We start from the raw sequence: 15,663 nt of genomic DNA on the forward strand, positions 1-15,663 counted from the left end.
AAACCATTACCTTCAACAGACTATTGGTTTACGGTAGATTTCCCTGAGCAAGGAACAATGAAGCAATTTAAAGCACACTTCTCGTTGAAACGATAAAAGAAAATACACTTATCAAAAAAGCCACTCAAACGAGTGGCTTTTTTGTTGTGATAGAAAATCAAAGGGTGTCGTTAGCCCCGATTGCAGCGGCACCGCGTAGAGCGGAAAGCGGGAGCAGAAGTGAAAAAAACACAATAGGTCTGCTCCTGAAAATAAAAAACGCCTCAATCAATTGAAGCGTTTTAGTATTGAGAAAAGTGAACTATTATTATTGGTTATACACTTTTAAAGCTTCTTTTAGGATGGCCACAGAGCGAATCAAATCATCTTTTTTAAGGACGTAAGCGATTCTCACTTCGTCTAAACCAACATTAGGTGTAGAATAGAAACCAGCCGCAGGAGCGACCATAACGGTTTCACCATTGTTGTCGTAAGATTCTAAAAGCCATTGGGCAAAATCATCGGCATTTTTTACCGGTAATTGAGCGATGCAATAGAAAGCACCTTTTGGCGTGGCTACTTTTACACCTTCAATTTTTTGCAACTCGGCAATTAAGGTATCTCTACGGTCTTTGTATTCGGAAATCACATCGTCAAAATAACTTTGTGGCGTTTCTAAAGCGGCTTCGCTGGCAATTTGTGCATAAGTAGGCGGGCTTAAACGGGCTTGAGCAAACTTCATAGCTGTTGCCATTACTTCCTTATTTTTGGAAACAATACAACCAATTCTTGCGCCGCACATGCTGTATCTTTTCGAAACAGAGTCAATCATAATGGCATGCTCTTCTAAACCGGGAACGTTCATTACCGAGAAGTGTTTGTCGTTTTCATCATAGATAAACTCTCTGTAAACTTCATCGGCAATAAGGAATAAATCGTGTTTTTTTACGATTTCAGCCAACTGCATGATTTCTTCTTTGGAATACAAATATCCGGTTGGATTTCCCGGATTGCAAATTAAAATGGCTTTGGTTTTTGGGGTAATCAATTTTTCAAAAGCTGTAATCGGAGGCAAGGCAAATCCTTCATCTATAGTAGAGATTACCGGAACAACTTTTACCCCTGAAGCCGTTGAAAACCCATTGTAGTTGGCGTAAAAAGGTTCAGGTATAATGATTTCATCACCTGAATCCATTGTACTTCCCATGGCAAAAAGCAGAGCTTCAGAACCACCGGTTGTAATGATAATATCGGCCACATCAATAGGTAAACCGTGTGATTTGTAGTAAGCCGATAACTTGGTTCTATAGCTTTCAAATCCGGCCGAATGACTGTATTCTAACACGCTGATGTCTGCATTTTTTACAGCATTCAGCGCCACATCCGGAGTTTTGATATCGGGTTGACCAATATTTAAATGGTATACTTTGTGTCCTTTCTTTTTAGCAATTTCAGAATACGGAACCAATTTTCTAATAGGTGATTCAGGCATTTGCTGACCTTTCAATGATATCTTAGGCATGTTGTTGAATTTAGTGGTGCAAATTTGCGATTTTTTTAGTTTGAAAGCAATTCATTCTTTGGATTAAAAATTGTTAAAAAATATTTTTTGACAGCCTATTTTTACTAAATTTATAAAAAATCATACTTGATGCGATTCTTTTTCACTTTAATACTGTCTTTCGCCACTGTTGTGTCTTGTTTTTGTCAGTCGGGTTTCCAATTTGAAAAGAATCAAAAAAAAACAGTTATTCCTTTCCAACTTATCAATAATTTGATTTTTATTCCCATCGAAGTTAATGGAGAAACCTTGACTTTTTTATTGGATACCGGAGTTGAAGAAACCGTCCTTTTTAGCTTGGATGATAAAGAACAAGTCAGTTTCTTTAATATGGAAAAGATAATGCTGAAAGGTTTGGGCAGCAATGAGGCTGTGGCTGCTTATAAATCTTCGAAGAATAAATTGGACGCCAAAGGGTTTATTGATTTAGAGCATGAAATTTATTTGGTTCTCGATCAAGAATTTAATTTTTCTTCCCAAGTCGGCATACCGGTGAACGGTATTATTGGCTATCATTTTTTTAAAAACCACTTGGTCGAAATTGATTATGATAGAAAAAAAGTCATCGTTTACAATGAATCCAATCAAAAAATACGAAAGCGAATGGCCAAGTCCTACCACAAAGAATCGATTACTATTGAGAATAATAAACCCTATTATGTCACCAAAGTAGTTACTGCAGAACAATCACGCCCTTGCAAAATGCTCATAGACACTGGTAATAGTGATGCTATTTGGCTGTTTTTGAGTGAAGCCGAGGATATAAAACTACCGGCTAAATCCATACAATGTTTTTTAGGAAGAGGTTTTAGCGGTAATGTTTACGGACAAAGAGCCAGAATCGATAATTTTTCTTTTGGCAATAAGACCTTTAAAAATCCTATCGGTACTTTTCCGGATTCAACTTCTTTACGAAGTGTCAATTTTGTGGAGAATAGGGTAGGCTCTTTGGGAGGCGAAGTGCTCTCGAGATTCTCGGTGTTTTTTGATTACCAAAACAATTGTCTGTACTCTAAACCCGGCGCTAAAATTGGAAATCCTTTCAACTTTAACATGAGTGGACTTGAAGTCCAGCACGACGGGTTGGAATGGGTAACCCAAACCTATCAAGACCGTAGCAGTACAGCTGCCGTTTTCAAAGCCACGCAAGGCAGCGATGGACATGTGCAAGACAATCTGAAAATCAAGTTTGAATTAAAGCCGGTTTTCAGAATATTCAATGTGCGGGAAGGATCAACTGCAGCACAGGCCGGAGTCAAAAAAGACGACCGTATTATCAGTATTAACGGTAGAAACACCCATTATTTAACCATTGAAAATATAAACGAACTCCTTAAATCAGAGGAAGGTAGAACCATAGTAATAGAAGTAGAACGCAAAGGCGTAATTCTTACTTATAAATTCCAACTCAAAAGTATCTTATAAAAAAAAGCCCCGAAATTTCGGGGCTTTTTTTATTGCATCATCGGACTTTTAGTCTTCTTTTCTAAGAGGTTTTCAACGGGTTTAACGATTACTTCTCCTTTTATTTTTAGAACCACTCGACCATCTTCTGCATTGACGGCATTAGTTTCTACCGTGATGGTTTTTCTGATAGGACCAGGATTCATATTGTATTTCACTTCAATCTTTCCGGTTTTTCCCGGAGCAATTGGCTCTGTTGGTTTTGACGGCACCGTACAACCACAACTCGATTGTACATTTGTTATGATCAGCGGAGCAGTTCCCGTATTGGTGAACTCAAAAACCCTAATGCCACTGTCTTCTTCCTTAGTAACCTTACCATAATCTATGGTATTGTCTTTATCCTTAAATTCAATTTTTGGACCGACTTGGGCAAAAACCACTGCATTTACAAGGATTGCCGCGATAAGTAAATATTTCTTCATAGGTCAAAATTTAATATTTGGTTAGTAAAAATACTCCGTTTAAATTAATACACAAAAATTTAATTCTTAATTTTTTCTAAAGTCTTTATTAATTACTTTTGCAGTTCAGTTTGCAAAATGCGTGCCACATAGTTTTGGAGCGAATGGTCAGTGACTATCAGCCATCCATTTTCCCGCTTTCCGGGCTACACGGTAGCCTCTATAATCGGGGCTAAAAGAGTTTCGTATTGCATATTTGTAAACAAATAACCAAATTAACAAATCAACGAATTATTCATATATGATTCCAGCTCAATTCAATGCCTCCGCCGTAGAAAAAAAGTGGTACGACTACTGGATGAAAAACAACTATTTTCATTCCAAACCCGACCATAGAACGCCTTATACCATAACAATTCCACCACCAAACGTGACCGGTGTATTGCACATGGGACACATGTTGAACAACACGATTCAAGATGTATTGATTCGTCGTGCGCGTTTAAAAGGATTCAATGCTTGTTGGGTTCCCGGAACAGATCACGCGTCGATTGCAACGGAAGCAAAAGTGGTGGCAAAGTTGAAAAGCGAAGGCATCAACAAAAACGATTTAACCCGTGAAGAATTCCTAAAACATGCTTGGGATTGGACAGAAAAATACGGTGGAACAATTTTAGAACAATTAAAACAATTAGGTTGTTCTTGCGATTGGGACAGAACCAAATTCACCATGGATCCTGACATGTCGGCGTCTGTAATTCGTTCTTTCGTAGATTTATACAACAAAGGCCAAATTTACCGCGGTTACCGTATGGTCAACTGGGATCCGGAGGCCAAAACTACGTTGTCTGACGAAGAAGTAATCTACGAAGAAAGGCAAGGAAAATTATACCATTTAAAATACGCTATCGAAGGTTCAAACGAGTTTGTAACCATAGCGACTACACGTCCTGAAACGATTTTAGGTGATACTGCCATCTGTATCCATCCGGATGATGAACGTTATGCCCATTTGAAAGGAAAGAAAGCGATTGTACCAATTTGCAACCGAGTAATCCCAATCATTTTTGATGAGTATGTAGATATGGAATTCGGAACCGGCTGTTTAAAAGTAACTCCGGCACACGATATCAACGATAAGACATTAGGTGAAAAACACCACTTAGAAATCATCGATATTTTTAATGAAGATGCAACGTTGAATTCTTATGGTTTGCATTACCAAGGCAAAGACCGTTTTGTTGTTCGTGATGAAATCGCTTTAGAATTAGAAAAAATCGGTTCGCTAGCCAAAACCGAAAACCACCTCAATAAAGTAGGAACCTCAGAAAGAACCAAAGCCGTAATCGAGCCGCGTTTGTCTGACCAATGGTTCTTGCGCATGGAAGATTTGGTAAAACCCGCCATCAAAGCCGTTTTAGAAACCGAAGAAATAAAACTTTATCCGGCGCGCTTTAACAATACGTATCGTCATTGGTTAGAAAACATCCGCGATTGGAATATCTCACGCCAACTTTGGTGGGGACAACAAATTCCGGCTTACTATTATGGTGACGGAAAAGAAGATTTTGTTGTTGCTGAGAATATTGAAGAGGCGTTAAAACTAGCGCAGGAAAAGACCAAAAAACCACAACTGACAACCGACAACTTAACCCAAGACGCCGATGCTCTCGACACTTGGTTCTCTTCTTGGTTATGGCCAATGGCTGTTTTTGGGGGTATTATGGAACCGGAAAATGAAGACTTTAAATACTATTATCCTACCAATGATTTAGTTACAGGACCGGATATTTTGTTTTTTTGGGTTGCGCGTATGATTATCGCCGGTTATGAATATACCGGACAAAAACCATTCACCAATGTTTATTTGACAGGTTTGGTTCGCGACAAACAACGTCGTAAAATGTCGAAATCATTGGGGAATTCGCCCGAGCCTTTGGAACTGATTGAAAAATTTGGTGCCGATGGCGTTAGAGTTGGTTTATTGTTGAGCGCTTCTGCCGGAAACGATATTATGTTTGATGAAGAATTGTGCAACAACGGTAAAGCTTTCGGTAACAAAATTTGGAACGCTTTCCGACTCATCAAAGGTTGGGAAGTAGTCGATATTGCACAGCCGGAAAGTTCTAAAGTAGCGATAGAATGGTATGAAGCCAAATTGCAACAAACGCTGGTAGAAATCGAAGACCATTTTGAAAAATACCGTTTATCCGATGCTTTGATGAGCATTTACAAATTGGTTTGGGATGATTTCTGTTCGTGGTTCTTAGAAATGATAAAACCGGCCTACCAACAACCAATTGACCGCACGACCTTTGACAAAGCGATTGAAATGTTGGAAGCCAACTTGAAATTATTGCATCCATTTATGCCGTTCTTAACAGAGGAAATTTGGCAATACATCGCCGAAAGAACTCCGGAACAAGCGTTAATCATTGCGGAATATCCTAAAGTAACTTCGTTTAACGAAAAATTGATAGCCGATTTTGATTTTGCAGCCGAAGTAATTGCCGGTGTGAGAACCATTCGCAAAGACAAAAACATCGCGATGAAAGAGGCCGTTGATTTGAAAGTGGTGAATAATGAAAAGGCGTCCACTTATTTTGACAGCGTGATTACCAAATTAGGAAATATCACTAGTTTAGAATACATCACCGATAAAATTGATGGCGCACTAACTTACCGTGTAAAATCAAACGAATACTTTATTCCCGTTTCCGGAAATATCGACATTGCGGCCGAAATTGCTAAGCTCACCGAAGAGTTGAAATACACTCAAGGTTTCTTACGCAGTGTACAAGGTAAACTGGCCAACGAAAAATTTGTTTCCGGTGCACCGGCACAGGTCATAGATAACGAACGCAAGAAAGAAGCCGATGCTTTGGCAAAGATTGCCACGATAGAGCAGAGTTTAGCAAGTTTGAAATAATAAAAAGTCCCGAGAAATCGGGACTTTTATAATAATAGGCAAACCAAGCGACATGATGTTACACAAGCAAATCGTATGGCGAAACTAGATTCTTAAAATTTTGTCTAAAGCTTTGCCTTTGGCTAATTCATCGACCAGTTTATCGAGGTAGCGAATTTTTTGTATCAAGTCATCCTCTATGTCTTCCACACGGTAGCCACAAATTACACCTGTGATTTTTGATACATTCGGATTGATTTGTGGCGCTTGAGAAAAAAAAGTCTCAAAGTCTACTTTAAGGTCAATTTGTCGTTCTAAAGTAGCGGTATCATAACCCGTTAGCCAACAGATAATGGTATCGAGTTCTGCTTGTGTACGGCCTTTTCTGGTGGCTTTGTTCACATAATGCGGATAGACTCCGGCAAATGACATTTTATAGATTCTGTTTTTATCCATAGCGGTTGTATTGTGATTTAACCGGCTTATCGTTGCCGGTTTTTAGGAATTACTTTTGAAGCTGATGGTGAATGTTGTACCTTTTCCTATTTCGCTGGTCACGTCAATTTGGCCACCCATATCGGTCACATGATTATAAACCAAGTAAAGTCCTATGCCGTGACTGTCAATGTGCTGGTGAAACTTTTGATTGAGCCCGAAAATCTTGTCTTTTACTTTGTCGATATCAAAACCGCAACCGTTATCGGCCACAACCAGTTGGGCCACACCATTTTGGAATTGGGTTTTAATGGTAATTATCTGAGGTACTCCAAGTTGGCTATACTTAATAGCGTTGGTGATAAGGTTAATAAAAATACTTTCCAAATAAACCCTGTTGAAAAGGACCTTGTCAAAGGCCTCAAAATCAAGTTCAATTTTTATGTTAGACTCTTTGATTTGTGACTGTATTGAATGGAGCACAGAGCGGACCACATTTTCTAAAGACAAGTTTTCAACTTTAATGTTCAACTGGTCGTGATGACTAATGTTATCTACATAACTGTTGAGCGTTGTCTTCAAATTTTTAGTGGTCGTTTTAAGCATATCGATAAACTCGATGGTTTCTTGGTCTTGAATTTTGGTGACATCCAACAATTCAAATACCGACAACAAATTGTTTACCGGAGAACGCAAATCATGTGAAGCGGTATAGGTGATTTTTTTTAAATCCTGGTTGATTTTCTTGATGTTAGCAAGCAAATTGTTGCGTTCTACTTCTATTTTTTTACGGTAGGTTACATCCTTGGCAATGGCATAAACAAGTTCGTGATTTATGTGTGGCATAGAAGTCCAAGCCAACCAAACAATCTCACCGCTTTTGGTTATATAGCGGTTTTCAAAGTGAAGCAGCGGTTTTCCGCTTTTCACCAGTTCTCTGCTTTGGATGGTTTTTTCAAGGTCTTCGGGATATATAAATTCGTTGATAGGTCGCGACAATAATTCCGATTCGGTATAACCTAAAAGTTTGCAAACAGCAGGATTCACTTTTTTGAAATAACCGTCATATCCGGCTATGAAAAATAGATCCGCAGAAATATCAAAAAAAATTTCGGGCCGATAATGATCCGTCAGGGTTTGATAATCATTCATTTTGTTAAGAGATTCAGGACCGTAAATATAGCCAAATGTTTTTACCAATTTCCTCATTGCATAAAAAAAATCCCGTCTCAAACGAAACGGGATTGTATTGTAAAATAGTGATTAAGCTGAGAACTAATCACAGAAAACTAAGCGTTAAATTAAAACTGCTCTCTACCGGCAAAGTGAAAAGCACTTTCGATTGCTGCATTTTCGTCAGAGTCAGAACCGTGAACGGCGTTTTCTCCGATTGAAGTAGCATATTTTTTACGGATAGTCCCTTCAGCAGCATCAGCAGGATTAGTCGCGCCGATTAAAGTTCTGAAATCTTCTACTGCGTTGTCTTTTTCTAAGATAGCTGCAACGATTGGACCACGAGTCATGAATTCTACTAATTCGCCAAAGAAAGGACGAGCCGAGTGAATTGCATAGAATTTTTGAGCGTCAGCTACAGTCAATTGTGTTAATTTCAAAGATACAATTCTGAAACCACCTTCAGTAATCATATTTAATATTCCACCGATGTGTCCGTTTTCCACAGCATCAGGCTTAATCATAGTAAATGTTCTATTCGTTGCCATTTTGTTTGTTTTTTTAATTTGGGTGCAAAAGTAGTGTTTTTTAACCTATTTGCAAGTAAAGTACAATTATAAAATTGAAATTGTGAAGGTTTGTTCCAAAGGCTTTAATTCATTCAATAATTTTTGAATTAAATCATTTCCAAAGTCAAGATAAAATTCAGAGAAGTTGTTTCTTCTTTCCTGTAGTGACTGGTTGGGAAACAATTCGTTTTGCAATTGAAGAATACGTTCTAATTTTTCTGCGTGATTTTTTTTCTCTGCTTTGAGCAAACGTTTTTCAAGGTTTTCTAACCCTTTTAGTTGTTTGACTTCTTGCGCTTTTACGGCATTGCCAAAAGATTTGTCGGTTTGTGACGCCATTTGATGTAAAGTGGCAAACTGCTTTTTCAAATGTTCTTTCTGTTCCGTAAAATCAAGATTGAATTGCGAGAACTCTTGTGTTTTTTTGTTGAATAAATCTTGCTGATTTGAAAATAAATCGGACCACGAAAGGTTTAGTTTGTCTGCTTTTTGCAGTTGCTTTTCGGTTGCCAAAACTACAGAATTACGCACTAAAAGTATCGGAAATGTAACTTGATTTGCTTCGAAATTAGCCTTTAATTGTAACCAATAAGCAATCTCGCCGCCACCGCCAATGTAGCACAGATTAGGCAAAATGACTTCTTGGTAAAGTGGTCGAAGGATTACATTCGGACTGAATTTTTCCGGATTACTCTCTAAAAGCGTCAGGATTTCGCTTTCTGAAAAGACCAAATTAGTGTTATTGACTTTGAATTGATTATCTTCAAAAACGAGGCGTTCGCGGAGGTTATCCTCTATATAAAAAAGATTAATTTCTCTTGGATTTACTTGAATGGTATAGTCACGCAACAGTTCATTAGTCTTAGTGACATTTTGAAATGATGTTTGGTGAAGTAATTCCTCTTTAGCATAAGAAGTAAACAATTGCTTTAGCGCAACATCATCTCCGTCAAGGATTACCAAACCTTTTTGGCCAAACAATTCGTTGGCTAAAAATCTTGTTGCATCGGCCAAATTCGAATATTTCAAGTAGCTGTTATCAAACAATGATTTCAAATAATTGGCGTTGTCTCCTAATCCCAAGTCTTGAGCAAAAACTTCATAAACTTCCTCTAAACCTGCTGTCGACAAACGTCCTACTGGTCCGAAACTTTCTCTGTCCCATTGTATTTTCACGTTTTTGAAATGAAAATAATTGATTTCTTCAAAATCGTGGTCTTCAGTTGCCATCCAATAGATTGGGACAAAATTATAGTCAGGATATGCTTGCTTTAATTCTTGACAAAGATTAATTACTGAAATGATTTTATACAAAAAATACAGTGGTCCGGTAAACAAATTCAATTGATGACCGGTTGTAATGGTAAAGGTTTTATTGTCGGATAAGAGCGAAATGTTGGTTTTAGTAGTTTCGGAAATCTCAAACCCTCGGTATTGATTTTCTAAAGCGCTTACCAAAGTTTGTCTGTTGCCAGTGAAGTTTTTCGCCTTTTCTTCTATTTGAGGCTTGAAGTTTTCCAACTTCGGGAATCGATTGTACAAGGCTTTCAGTTCTGGTTTTTCATCTAAATAATCAACGATTAATTTAGAGAAATACCCCGATTTTTGATAGCTGATACAGTCGTTTGGCATGTTTGTTTTTTTGTAAAAATAAGAAAATTGAAACCACTAAAAGGGTTTTTAACTTTCAATTAAGGCGTGATTATCGTTCCGTATAAATAGTCGTTACCCAAATAAAAATCGCTGTTTCCTTTGGTCATAGTCACCTTCTTCAAACGGATGGTATGCAGAAAAAAGCCCGGTGTAGAAGTGGTTGTGCTGACTTCAATAATTCCGGTTCCTGCAGTGGCATCACCATAATTGGCGGTCCATTCTTGGTTTAATGTTGGCGTAACCGGTGCCGGAATAGTACAGAAATAATCATTATTAATTGTTCCGGAGAATAATTTATAGACCACTTTATTGGTTGAGCTAATCAAAGCCGTTCTGGGTGTAGTTGTAACTTCATTTTGAAATAGCGTACCAAAATCGGCTAAGTCTAATACAAAAGCTTCGCTACTGTTAAAATTAAATATTCGGTTGTCACCGGCACAAGTGCTTTTGGCGGCTTCTTCGTTAAATCCGAAGGCTAACGGACTTTGGGTAGCATTATAATTTCCAAATACAAAAGAGTTTCCGGCATAGGTTTGGGTTGTACCGTCTGGTTTTAAAAAGACAATGTCTTCAAAAACGATGTAATGTCTGTAACCTGTAATTTGGGTTATCCCGGTAGTTGAATTTACGGTTTTTATAGCGGTGGAAGTGATTAAAATCGTGCCCGAAGTAGCGTTCCATTCCTCTGACAAATTGGGCGTTGCTGCGGTTACTACATCACAAATGTTATCATCAGTGGGTGTTCCGTTATATTGTCTGTAAACTACTTCGATATTCCCGCTGATTTGCACTTCAATGGGATCGTTATCAGGGGTTTCGTCATTCACAAATGTCGTTGCCGGAATGGCTAAGATTAACATTTTGTTGTCGCTTATTTTATATAGAATGTCTTTTTGAGGACATTTTTGAATCGATACATCGGCAAAGTCAATAGTGTCAACGGTTAAATCACCATCATCACAGGCATTGATAAATAAAGCTACGGCTAATAACCCTAAAATTCGTTTCATTGGTATAGAGATTTTTAGCAAAAATAAGTTTTTTATACTATTAAATTTATCTTTTATCATTTAATTAGGATACTCGTTTTATATTTGCATTATGCAAAAAGTATATCTCGATAATGCCGCTACAACGCCCATTCGTCAGGAAGTTATTGATGAAATGGTGAGCGTGATGCAATCTGATTTTGGTAATCCTTCCTCTACCCACAGCATCGGCAGAAGTGCCAAAGCTGTTATAGAAACTTCGCGTAAAACCATAGCTAAGTATTTGCATTGCAACGCCCAGGAAATCATTTTTACCTCAAGCGCTACTGAAGCGACCAATTGGATTTTGAGGAGTTCTGTTAAAGATTTCGACGTCAAAAGAATCATTACTTCCAAGGTTGAACATCATGCCACTTTATATACGGTACAAGCTTTACAAGAAGAGTTCGGGATAGCCGTTGATTTTGTAAAAGTGCTCCATGATGGTAGTTTAGATTATGCACAGTTGGCCGAATTGCTCTCGGAGGAAACCAAGACCTTGGTCTCTTTGATGCATGTCAATAACGAAACCGGAGTCATTCACGATATTGCCAAAATAGGAGTGTTGTGTCACCAAAACAAAGCATTGTTCCATTGTGATACTGTGCAATCTGTTGGCAAAACGGAATTGGATTTACAACAATTGCCCATAGATTTCTTAGTAGCGAGTGCGCACAAATTCCATGGTCCAAAAGGAATTGGATTGGCATTTGTTCGGAAAAATTTGGTTTTACAGCCTATGTTGTTTGGTGGTGAACAAGAAAAAGGTTGGCGCGCCGGAACCGAATCGGTACATCAAATTGCCGGGATGGCCAAGGCTTTGCAGTTGTCTTATGATTATTTGGAAACAGAAAGAAACTATATAGCTGATTTGAAAGCTTATTGTTTGCAACAATTGCAAATGGCTTTTCCAACAGTAAAACAAAACGGAGCGAATACTTTTTACAACATACTGAATGTAGTATTGCCTTTTTCTCCTGAAAAAACCACTATGATTTTGTTTAATCTCGATATGAAAGGCATCGCTGTTTCTCGTGGAAGTGCTTGCCAAAGCGGAAGTATCAAGCCTTCGCATGTTTTAGCAGAAATGCTTTCGGAGGAAGATTTGACTAAACCGAGTTTACGTATTTCATTCAGCCATTACAATACCAAAGAAGAAATTGACTATTTAGTTAAAGTTTTAAAAGAAATCTAAATTGCTTTATAATTTTTAAAAAAAGCGTATTTTTGATTGACAAAACACCAGCTTATGAAAAATATTGTATTATCAGCGATTGCTTTATTGGGATTATCGTTATCTCTTTCGGCTCAAAAAAAAGGAGATGTCGAGTTTGGCTTTAATGTAGGTTATAACAGTTATTCTGTTTCTGACGCGCATACTGCTTCGGATGCCGGTATTGGATACAATTTTGCCGGTTCAATTGACTATTATTTTTCAAATGCTTGGAGCATCAAAGGAAAATTAATTTATGATCAAAAAGGATGGGATAATGGCTTTATTGAAGACGAGTTTGGCTCTTTTACTACCGATTTTAATTTAAATTATGTCACTTTGCCGGTAATGGCCAGTTGGCATTTTGGAAACAATAGGAATTGGTATTTGCATTTCGGACCTTACTTTGGTTTTCTGCTCAATGCAGAGGAAACCAGATATGGAGAAGATATTACGGAGGCTTTCAATGAAAATGATTTTGGTTTTGCCTTGGGGATTGGAGTTAAGATACCGGTTTCAAACAAGTTAAAGCTGTTTTTTGAACTTGACGGTCAAGGTGGTTTAACCGATATTTTCAAGCAAAATAATTATTCTGCAGTGACCAATAGCCGTACAAGTTTTAATATCGGTCTCAATTTTTTAATGAAGTAATCATTTCAGTTTACAATGAATAAAAAAATCTGCCATAGTGCAGATTTTTTTATGTTGATCACACGACTTATTTTTTAGCTTCGGCTTTCTTTTTGGCTTTTTCCTGCTTTTTGAAATAGCCTCTGAACAAAAAGTTGCTTTTTAAGGCTTCCAAATTTTCGTTGAGTTTTTTACTGGCTTCGTTGATATTGGTCATAGTCGAATCGATTTTCTTTACCAGTTTCGGATCGTTTGATAAATAGTTTATGGCACCTTTTCCTTCTTTGATGTTTAAAATCGTAGCATTAAGATTGCTGACAACTTTATTGATTTCCTGACTTGAAGCATCAAGATTGGTCACTGTTTTTCTGATTTTATTGCCAACAACCGTATCTTTTAAAACTCCGATTACATTGTCTTTGTTATCTAAAGCGGCAATTTGTTTGTTCAAATTGTCCATGGTTTGATTGGTTCTTTCACTGGTAACTCTGAGGTTGTGGATGGTTGCTTTTAAATCTTTGGCCATCACAGTATCCCGAAGTAAAACCCCGATGGTGCCTTTGCCTTGATTAATTTCATTAGTGATTTTGAGTAAATCTATTGTGAGTTGGGCCGCATTTTGATTGGTTACATTCAAAGTGGTCAGCATATCGTCTGTCCGTACCCGGTTTTGTGATTGAATGGCATCTCCGGGTCTTACAGGAGGCATATTGCCTTTTCCGGGAATGATATTAATGATTACACTTCCCACTAAACCGTCCGAACCAATAGTGGCCACGGCATCTTTTTTAATGTGTGGAAAAATGGCTTTGTCAATTTGCATGTTAACACTGATGGTAGAATCGTTTACAATTTCAATACCTCTAACGGTTCCAACATTGATTCCTGAGAACCGAACGTTATTTCCCAATTGCAGTCCACCGACATTGTTAAAAACAGCTTTCAGGTGTTCGGTTTTACCAAACATCTGTTGTTTGTTGCCGATAAAATAAATCGCCAAAACAAAAAAGGTTAGTCCGATGATGACGAATAACCCCAAGCGAATTTTTTGTGTGTCTGTTTTTTCCATATGCTAATTTACTTAAAAAAGGCTTTAATTTTTGGGTCTTCTGAAGCCGAAAGTTTTTCAAAAGTTCCTTCGGCATAATTGATATTATCGATGAGTAAAATCATTCTATTGGCAATAACTCTTGCACAATCCACATCGTGAGTGATAATGATGGAAGAAGTGTTGTATTTCTTTTGAATGGACATCATCAATAGTATAATTTCTTTGGATGTAATCGGATCCAGACCGGTGGTGGGTTCATCATACAAAATTATTTTCGGTTGCAGAATTAAGGTTCGTGCCAAAGCAATTCTGCGTTTCATTCCGCCTGACAATTCACTGGGCATTAAATCTATGGCGTGAGCCAAACCCACATTCTCCAAAGCTTCCATTACTAAAGGCGTAGTGTCTTCGATTATTCCGAACTTCTTGGTATGCCTTCGCAGCGGAAATTCTAAATTCTCTCTCACCGACATCGAATCATACAATGCGCTGCCTTGGAACAAGAAACCGATTTCGGTACGCAACTCATCCAATTCCCAATGTTCGAGTTGGTTGATGTTTTTGCCCATTACGGTAATCGTTCCGCTGTCGGGTTCTTCCAAACCAATAAGACATTTAATCATCACCGATTTTCCGGAACCCGATTTGCCCATGATGACCAAATTTTCGCCTTCGTATAATTCCATGTTAAAACCTTCTAAGACATGGTTGTCACCAAAGCTTTTTCTCAGGTTTTTGATTTCTATGATGGGTTTTTTATCCATTGGGCTAACCATAAAAAATATTAGTGACAAATACAGCTATAAAATCTATAATAAACAACAACATCGAGGTGTAAACAACTGCAGAATTGGCTGCCAATCCTACACCGGCAGTTCCTTTTTTGCAATTGTACCCTTTGTAGCAACCAACTAATCCTATGGCAAAACCAAAGAAAAAAGTTTTAAATGTGGTTGGAATCAAATCGCTGAATTGTAAGCTGTCAAAGACCTGATTAAAGTAAAGTAGGAAAGAGACATTGCCTTTTATGTTTTCTACCATGGCCGAACCAAAAATGGCAATGGTATCTCCAAAGAACACTAATATTGGCAGCATCATTGTGGTTGCCAGAATTCGGGTTACGACTAAATATTTAAAAGGATTGGTTCCCGATACTTCCATAGCGTCGATTTGTTCGGTAACGCGCATCGAACCCAATTCGGCTCCAATACCCGAACCGATTCTTCCGGCACAAATCAAAGCTGTAATGATTGGGCCTATTTCTCTTATGATAGAAATGCTGACCATTGACGGCATCCAAGAAACAGCTCCGAATTCTTCTAGAGTGGGCCGCGATTGCAATGTAAAAACCAAACCGATGATAAAACCGGTTACACTTACCAGCAACAAAGAGCGATTACCCATATTGTAACATTGGCGCAAAAATTCTTTGAGTTCGAAAGGAGGATTGAAAAGTTCTTTAAAAAAACGAGCGGTGAAATAGGAGAGTTCGCCAATTTCAATTAAAAAGTTCTTAAATGATGCTACAACTTTGGAATTGTTGTTCATAGATTGAAATTAAGCAAAAATCCTTATCAAATTTAGAAAATTATGCT

Annotated in this window: 14 protein-coding genes; 4 read left to right on the forward strand and 10 right to left on the reverse strand. The window is 37.9% G+C overall.

All coding sequences use genetic code 11. The annotated features are described in order from the left end of the window. Window positions 1-307: 307 nt before the first annotated feature. The gene (locus HA632_RS04220) at window positions 308-1,501 is read right to left on the reverse strand and encodes a pyridoxal phosphate-dependent aminotransferase (protein ID WP_176305966.1); all 1,194 of its coding nucleotides are present in this window, start codon (window positions 1,499-1,501) and stop codon (window positions 308-310) included. A gap of 129 nt (window positions 1,502-1,630) precedes the next feature. On the opposite strand from HA632_RS04220, the gene HA632_RS04225 reads away from it, so the two are divergent. Next, window positions 1,631-2,965: an aspartyl protease family protein gene (locus tag HA632_RS04225; protein WP_176305967.1), complete on the forward strand. Its 1,335-nt coding sequence runs from the start codon at window positions 1,631-1,633 to the stop codon at window positions 2,963-2,965. A gap of 29 nt (window positions 2,966-2,994) precedes the next feature. On the opposite strand, the gene HA632_RS04230 is transcribed toward HA632_RS04225, so the two are convergent. Next, window positions 2,995-3,429, reverse strand: coding sequence for a DUF1573 domain-containing protein (locus HA632_RS04230; protein WP_176305968.1), 435 nt, complete (start codon window positions 3,427-3,429; stop codon window positions 2,995-2,997). Between the two features lie 280 nt (window positions 3,430-3,709). Here HA632_RS04230 and HA632_RS04235 point away from each other — a divergent pair, with 280 nt between their 5' ends. Further along, window positions 3,710-6,337, forward strand: coding sequence for a valine--tRNA ligase (locus HA632_RS04235; RefSeq protein ID WP_176305969.1), 2,628 nt, complete (start codon window positions 3,710-3,712; stop codon window positions 6,335-6,337). Window positions 6,338-6,421: 84 nt separating this feature from the next. Here the strand turns inward: HA632_RS04235 and HA632_RS04240 are convergent, their stop codons facing one another. From HA632_RS04240 to HA632_RS04260, 5 genes are all read right to left on the reverse strand, one after another. Beyond that, window positions 6,422-6,772, reverse strand: a complete 351-nt coding sequence (locus tag HA632_RS04240; protein WP_176305970.1) for a DUF2200 domain-containing protein — start codon at window positions 6,770-6,772, stop codon at window positions 6,422-6,424. 42 nt (window positions 6,773-6,814) lie between these two features. Then, entirely contained in the window at window positions 6,815-7,903 is a 1,089-nt protein-coding gene (locus HA632_RS04245; protein WP_176305971.1) for a PAS domain-containing sensor histidine kinase, read from the reverse strand. A 149-nt stretch (window positions 7,904-8,052) separates the two neighbouring features. Next, entirely contained in the window at window positions 8,053-8,472 is a 420-nt protein-coding gene (locus HA632_RS04250; RefSeq protein ID WP_176305972.1) for a nucleoside-diphosphate kinase, read from the reverse strand. Window positions 8,473-8,538: 66 nt separating this feature from the next. Then, complete coding sequence (gene bshC / locus HA632_RS04255; RefSeq protein WP_176305973.1) at window positions 8,539-10,125, reverse strand: bacillithiol biosynthesis cysteine-adding enzyme BshC; 1,587 nt, start codon at window positions 10,123-10,125, stop codon at window positions 8,539-8,541. A 59-nt stretch (window positions 10,126-10,184) separates the two neighbouring features. After that, window positions 10,185-11,156, reverse strand: a complete 972-nt coding sequence (locus tag HA632_RS04260) for a hypothetical protein (RefSeq protein ID WP_176305974.1) — start codon at window positions 11,154-11,156, stop codon at window positions 10,185-10,187. A 91-nt stretch (window positions 11,157-11,247) separates the two neighbouring features. On the opposite strand from HA632_RS04260, the gene HA632_RS04265 reads away from it, so the two are divergent. Beyond that, on the forward strand, window positions 11,248-12,369 hold the full coding sequence (locus HA632_RS04265) for a cysteine desulfurase family protein (RefSeq protein ID WP_176305975.1): 1,122 nt from the start codon (window positions 11,248-11,250) through the stop codon (window positions 12,367-12,369). A gap of 54 nt (window positions 12,370-12,423) precedes the next feature. Further along, window positions 12,424-13,038 (forward strand): porin family protein, encoded by a 615-nt coding sequence (locus tag HA632_RS04270; protein ID WP_176305976.1) that lies wholly within the window; start codon window positions 12,424-12,426, stop codon window positions 13,036-13,038. A gap of 67 nt (window positions 13,039-13,105) precedes the next feature. Here the strand turns inward: HA632_RS04270 and HA632_RS04275 are convergent, their stop codons facing one another. Genes HA632_RS04275 through HA632_RS04285 form a run of 3 tightly spaced genes read right to left on the reverse strand, consistent with a single transcriptional unit; the run spans window position 13,106 to window position 15,616 of the window. After that, a complete protein-coding gene (locus HA632_RS04275) occupies window positions 13,106-14,086 on the reverse strand; it encodes an MlaD family protein (protein WP_176305977.1) in 981 nt (326 codons plus the stop codon). A gap of 8 nt (window positions 14,087-14,094) precedes the next feature. Continuing rightward, a complete protein-coding gene (locus HA632_RS04280; protein WP_176305978.1) occupies window positions 14,095-14,844 on the reverse strand; it encodes an ABC transporter ATP-binding protein in 750 nt (249 codons plus the stop codon). Beyond that, the gene (locus HA632_RS04285; RefSeq protein WP_176305979.1) at window positions 14,837-15,616 is read right to left on the reverse strand and encodes an ABC transporter permease; all 780 of its coding nucleotides are present in this window, start codon (window positions 15,614-15,616) and stop codon (window positions 14,837-14,839) included. Before HA632_RS04285 ends, HA632_RS04280 begins: the two co-directional genes overlap by 8 nt. Between the last annotated feature and the right edge of the window lie 47 nt (window positions 15,617-15,663).

This window comes from Flavobacterium sp. J49, from assembly GCF_011742145.1.
Classification (GTDB): Bacteria; Bacteroidota; Bacteroidia; order Flavobacteriales; family Flavobacteriaceae; genus Flavobacterium.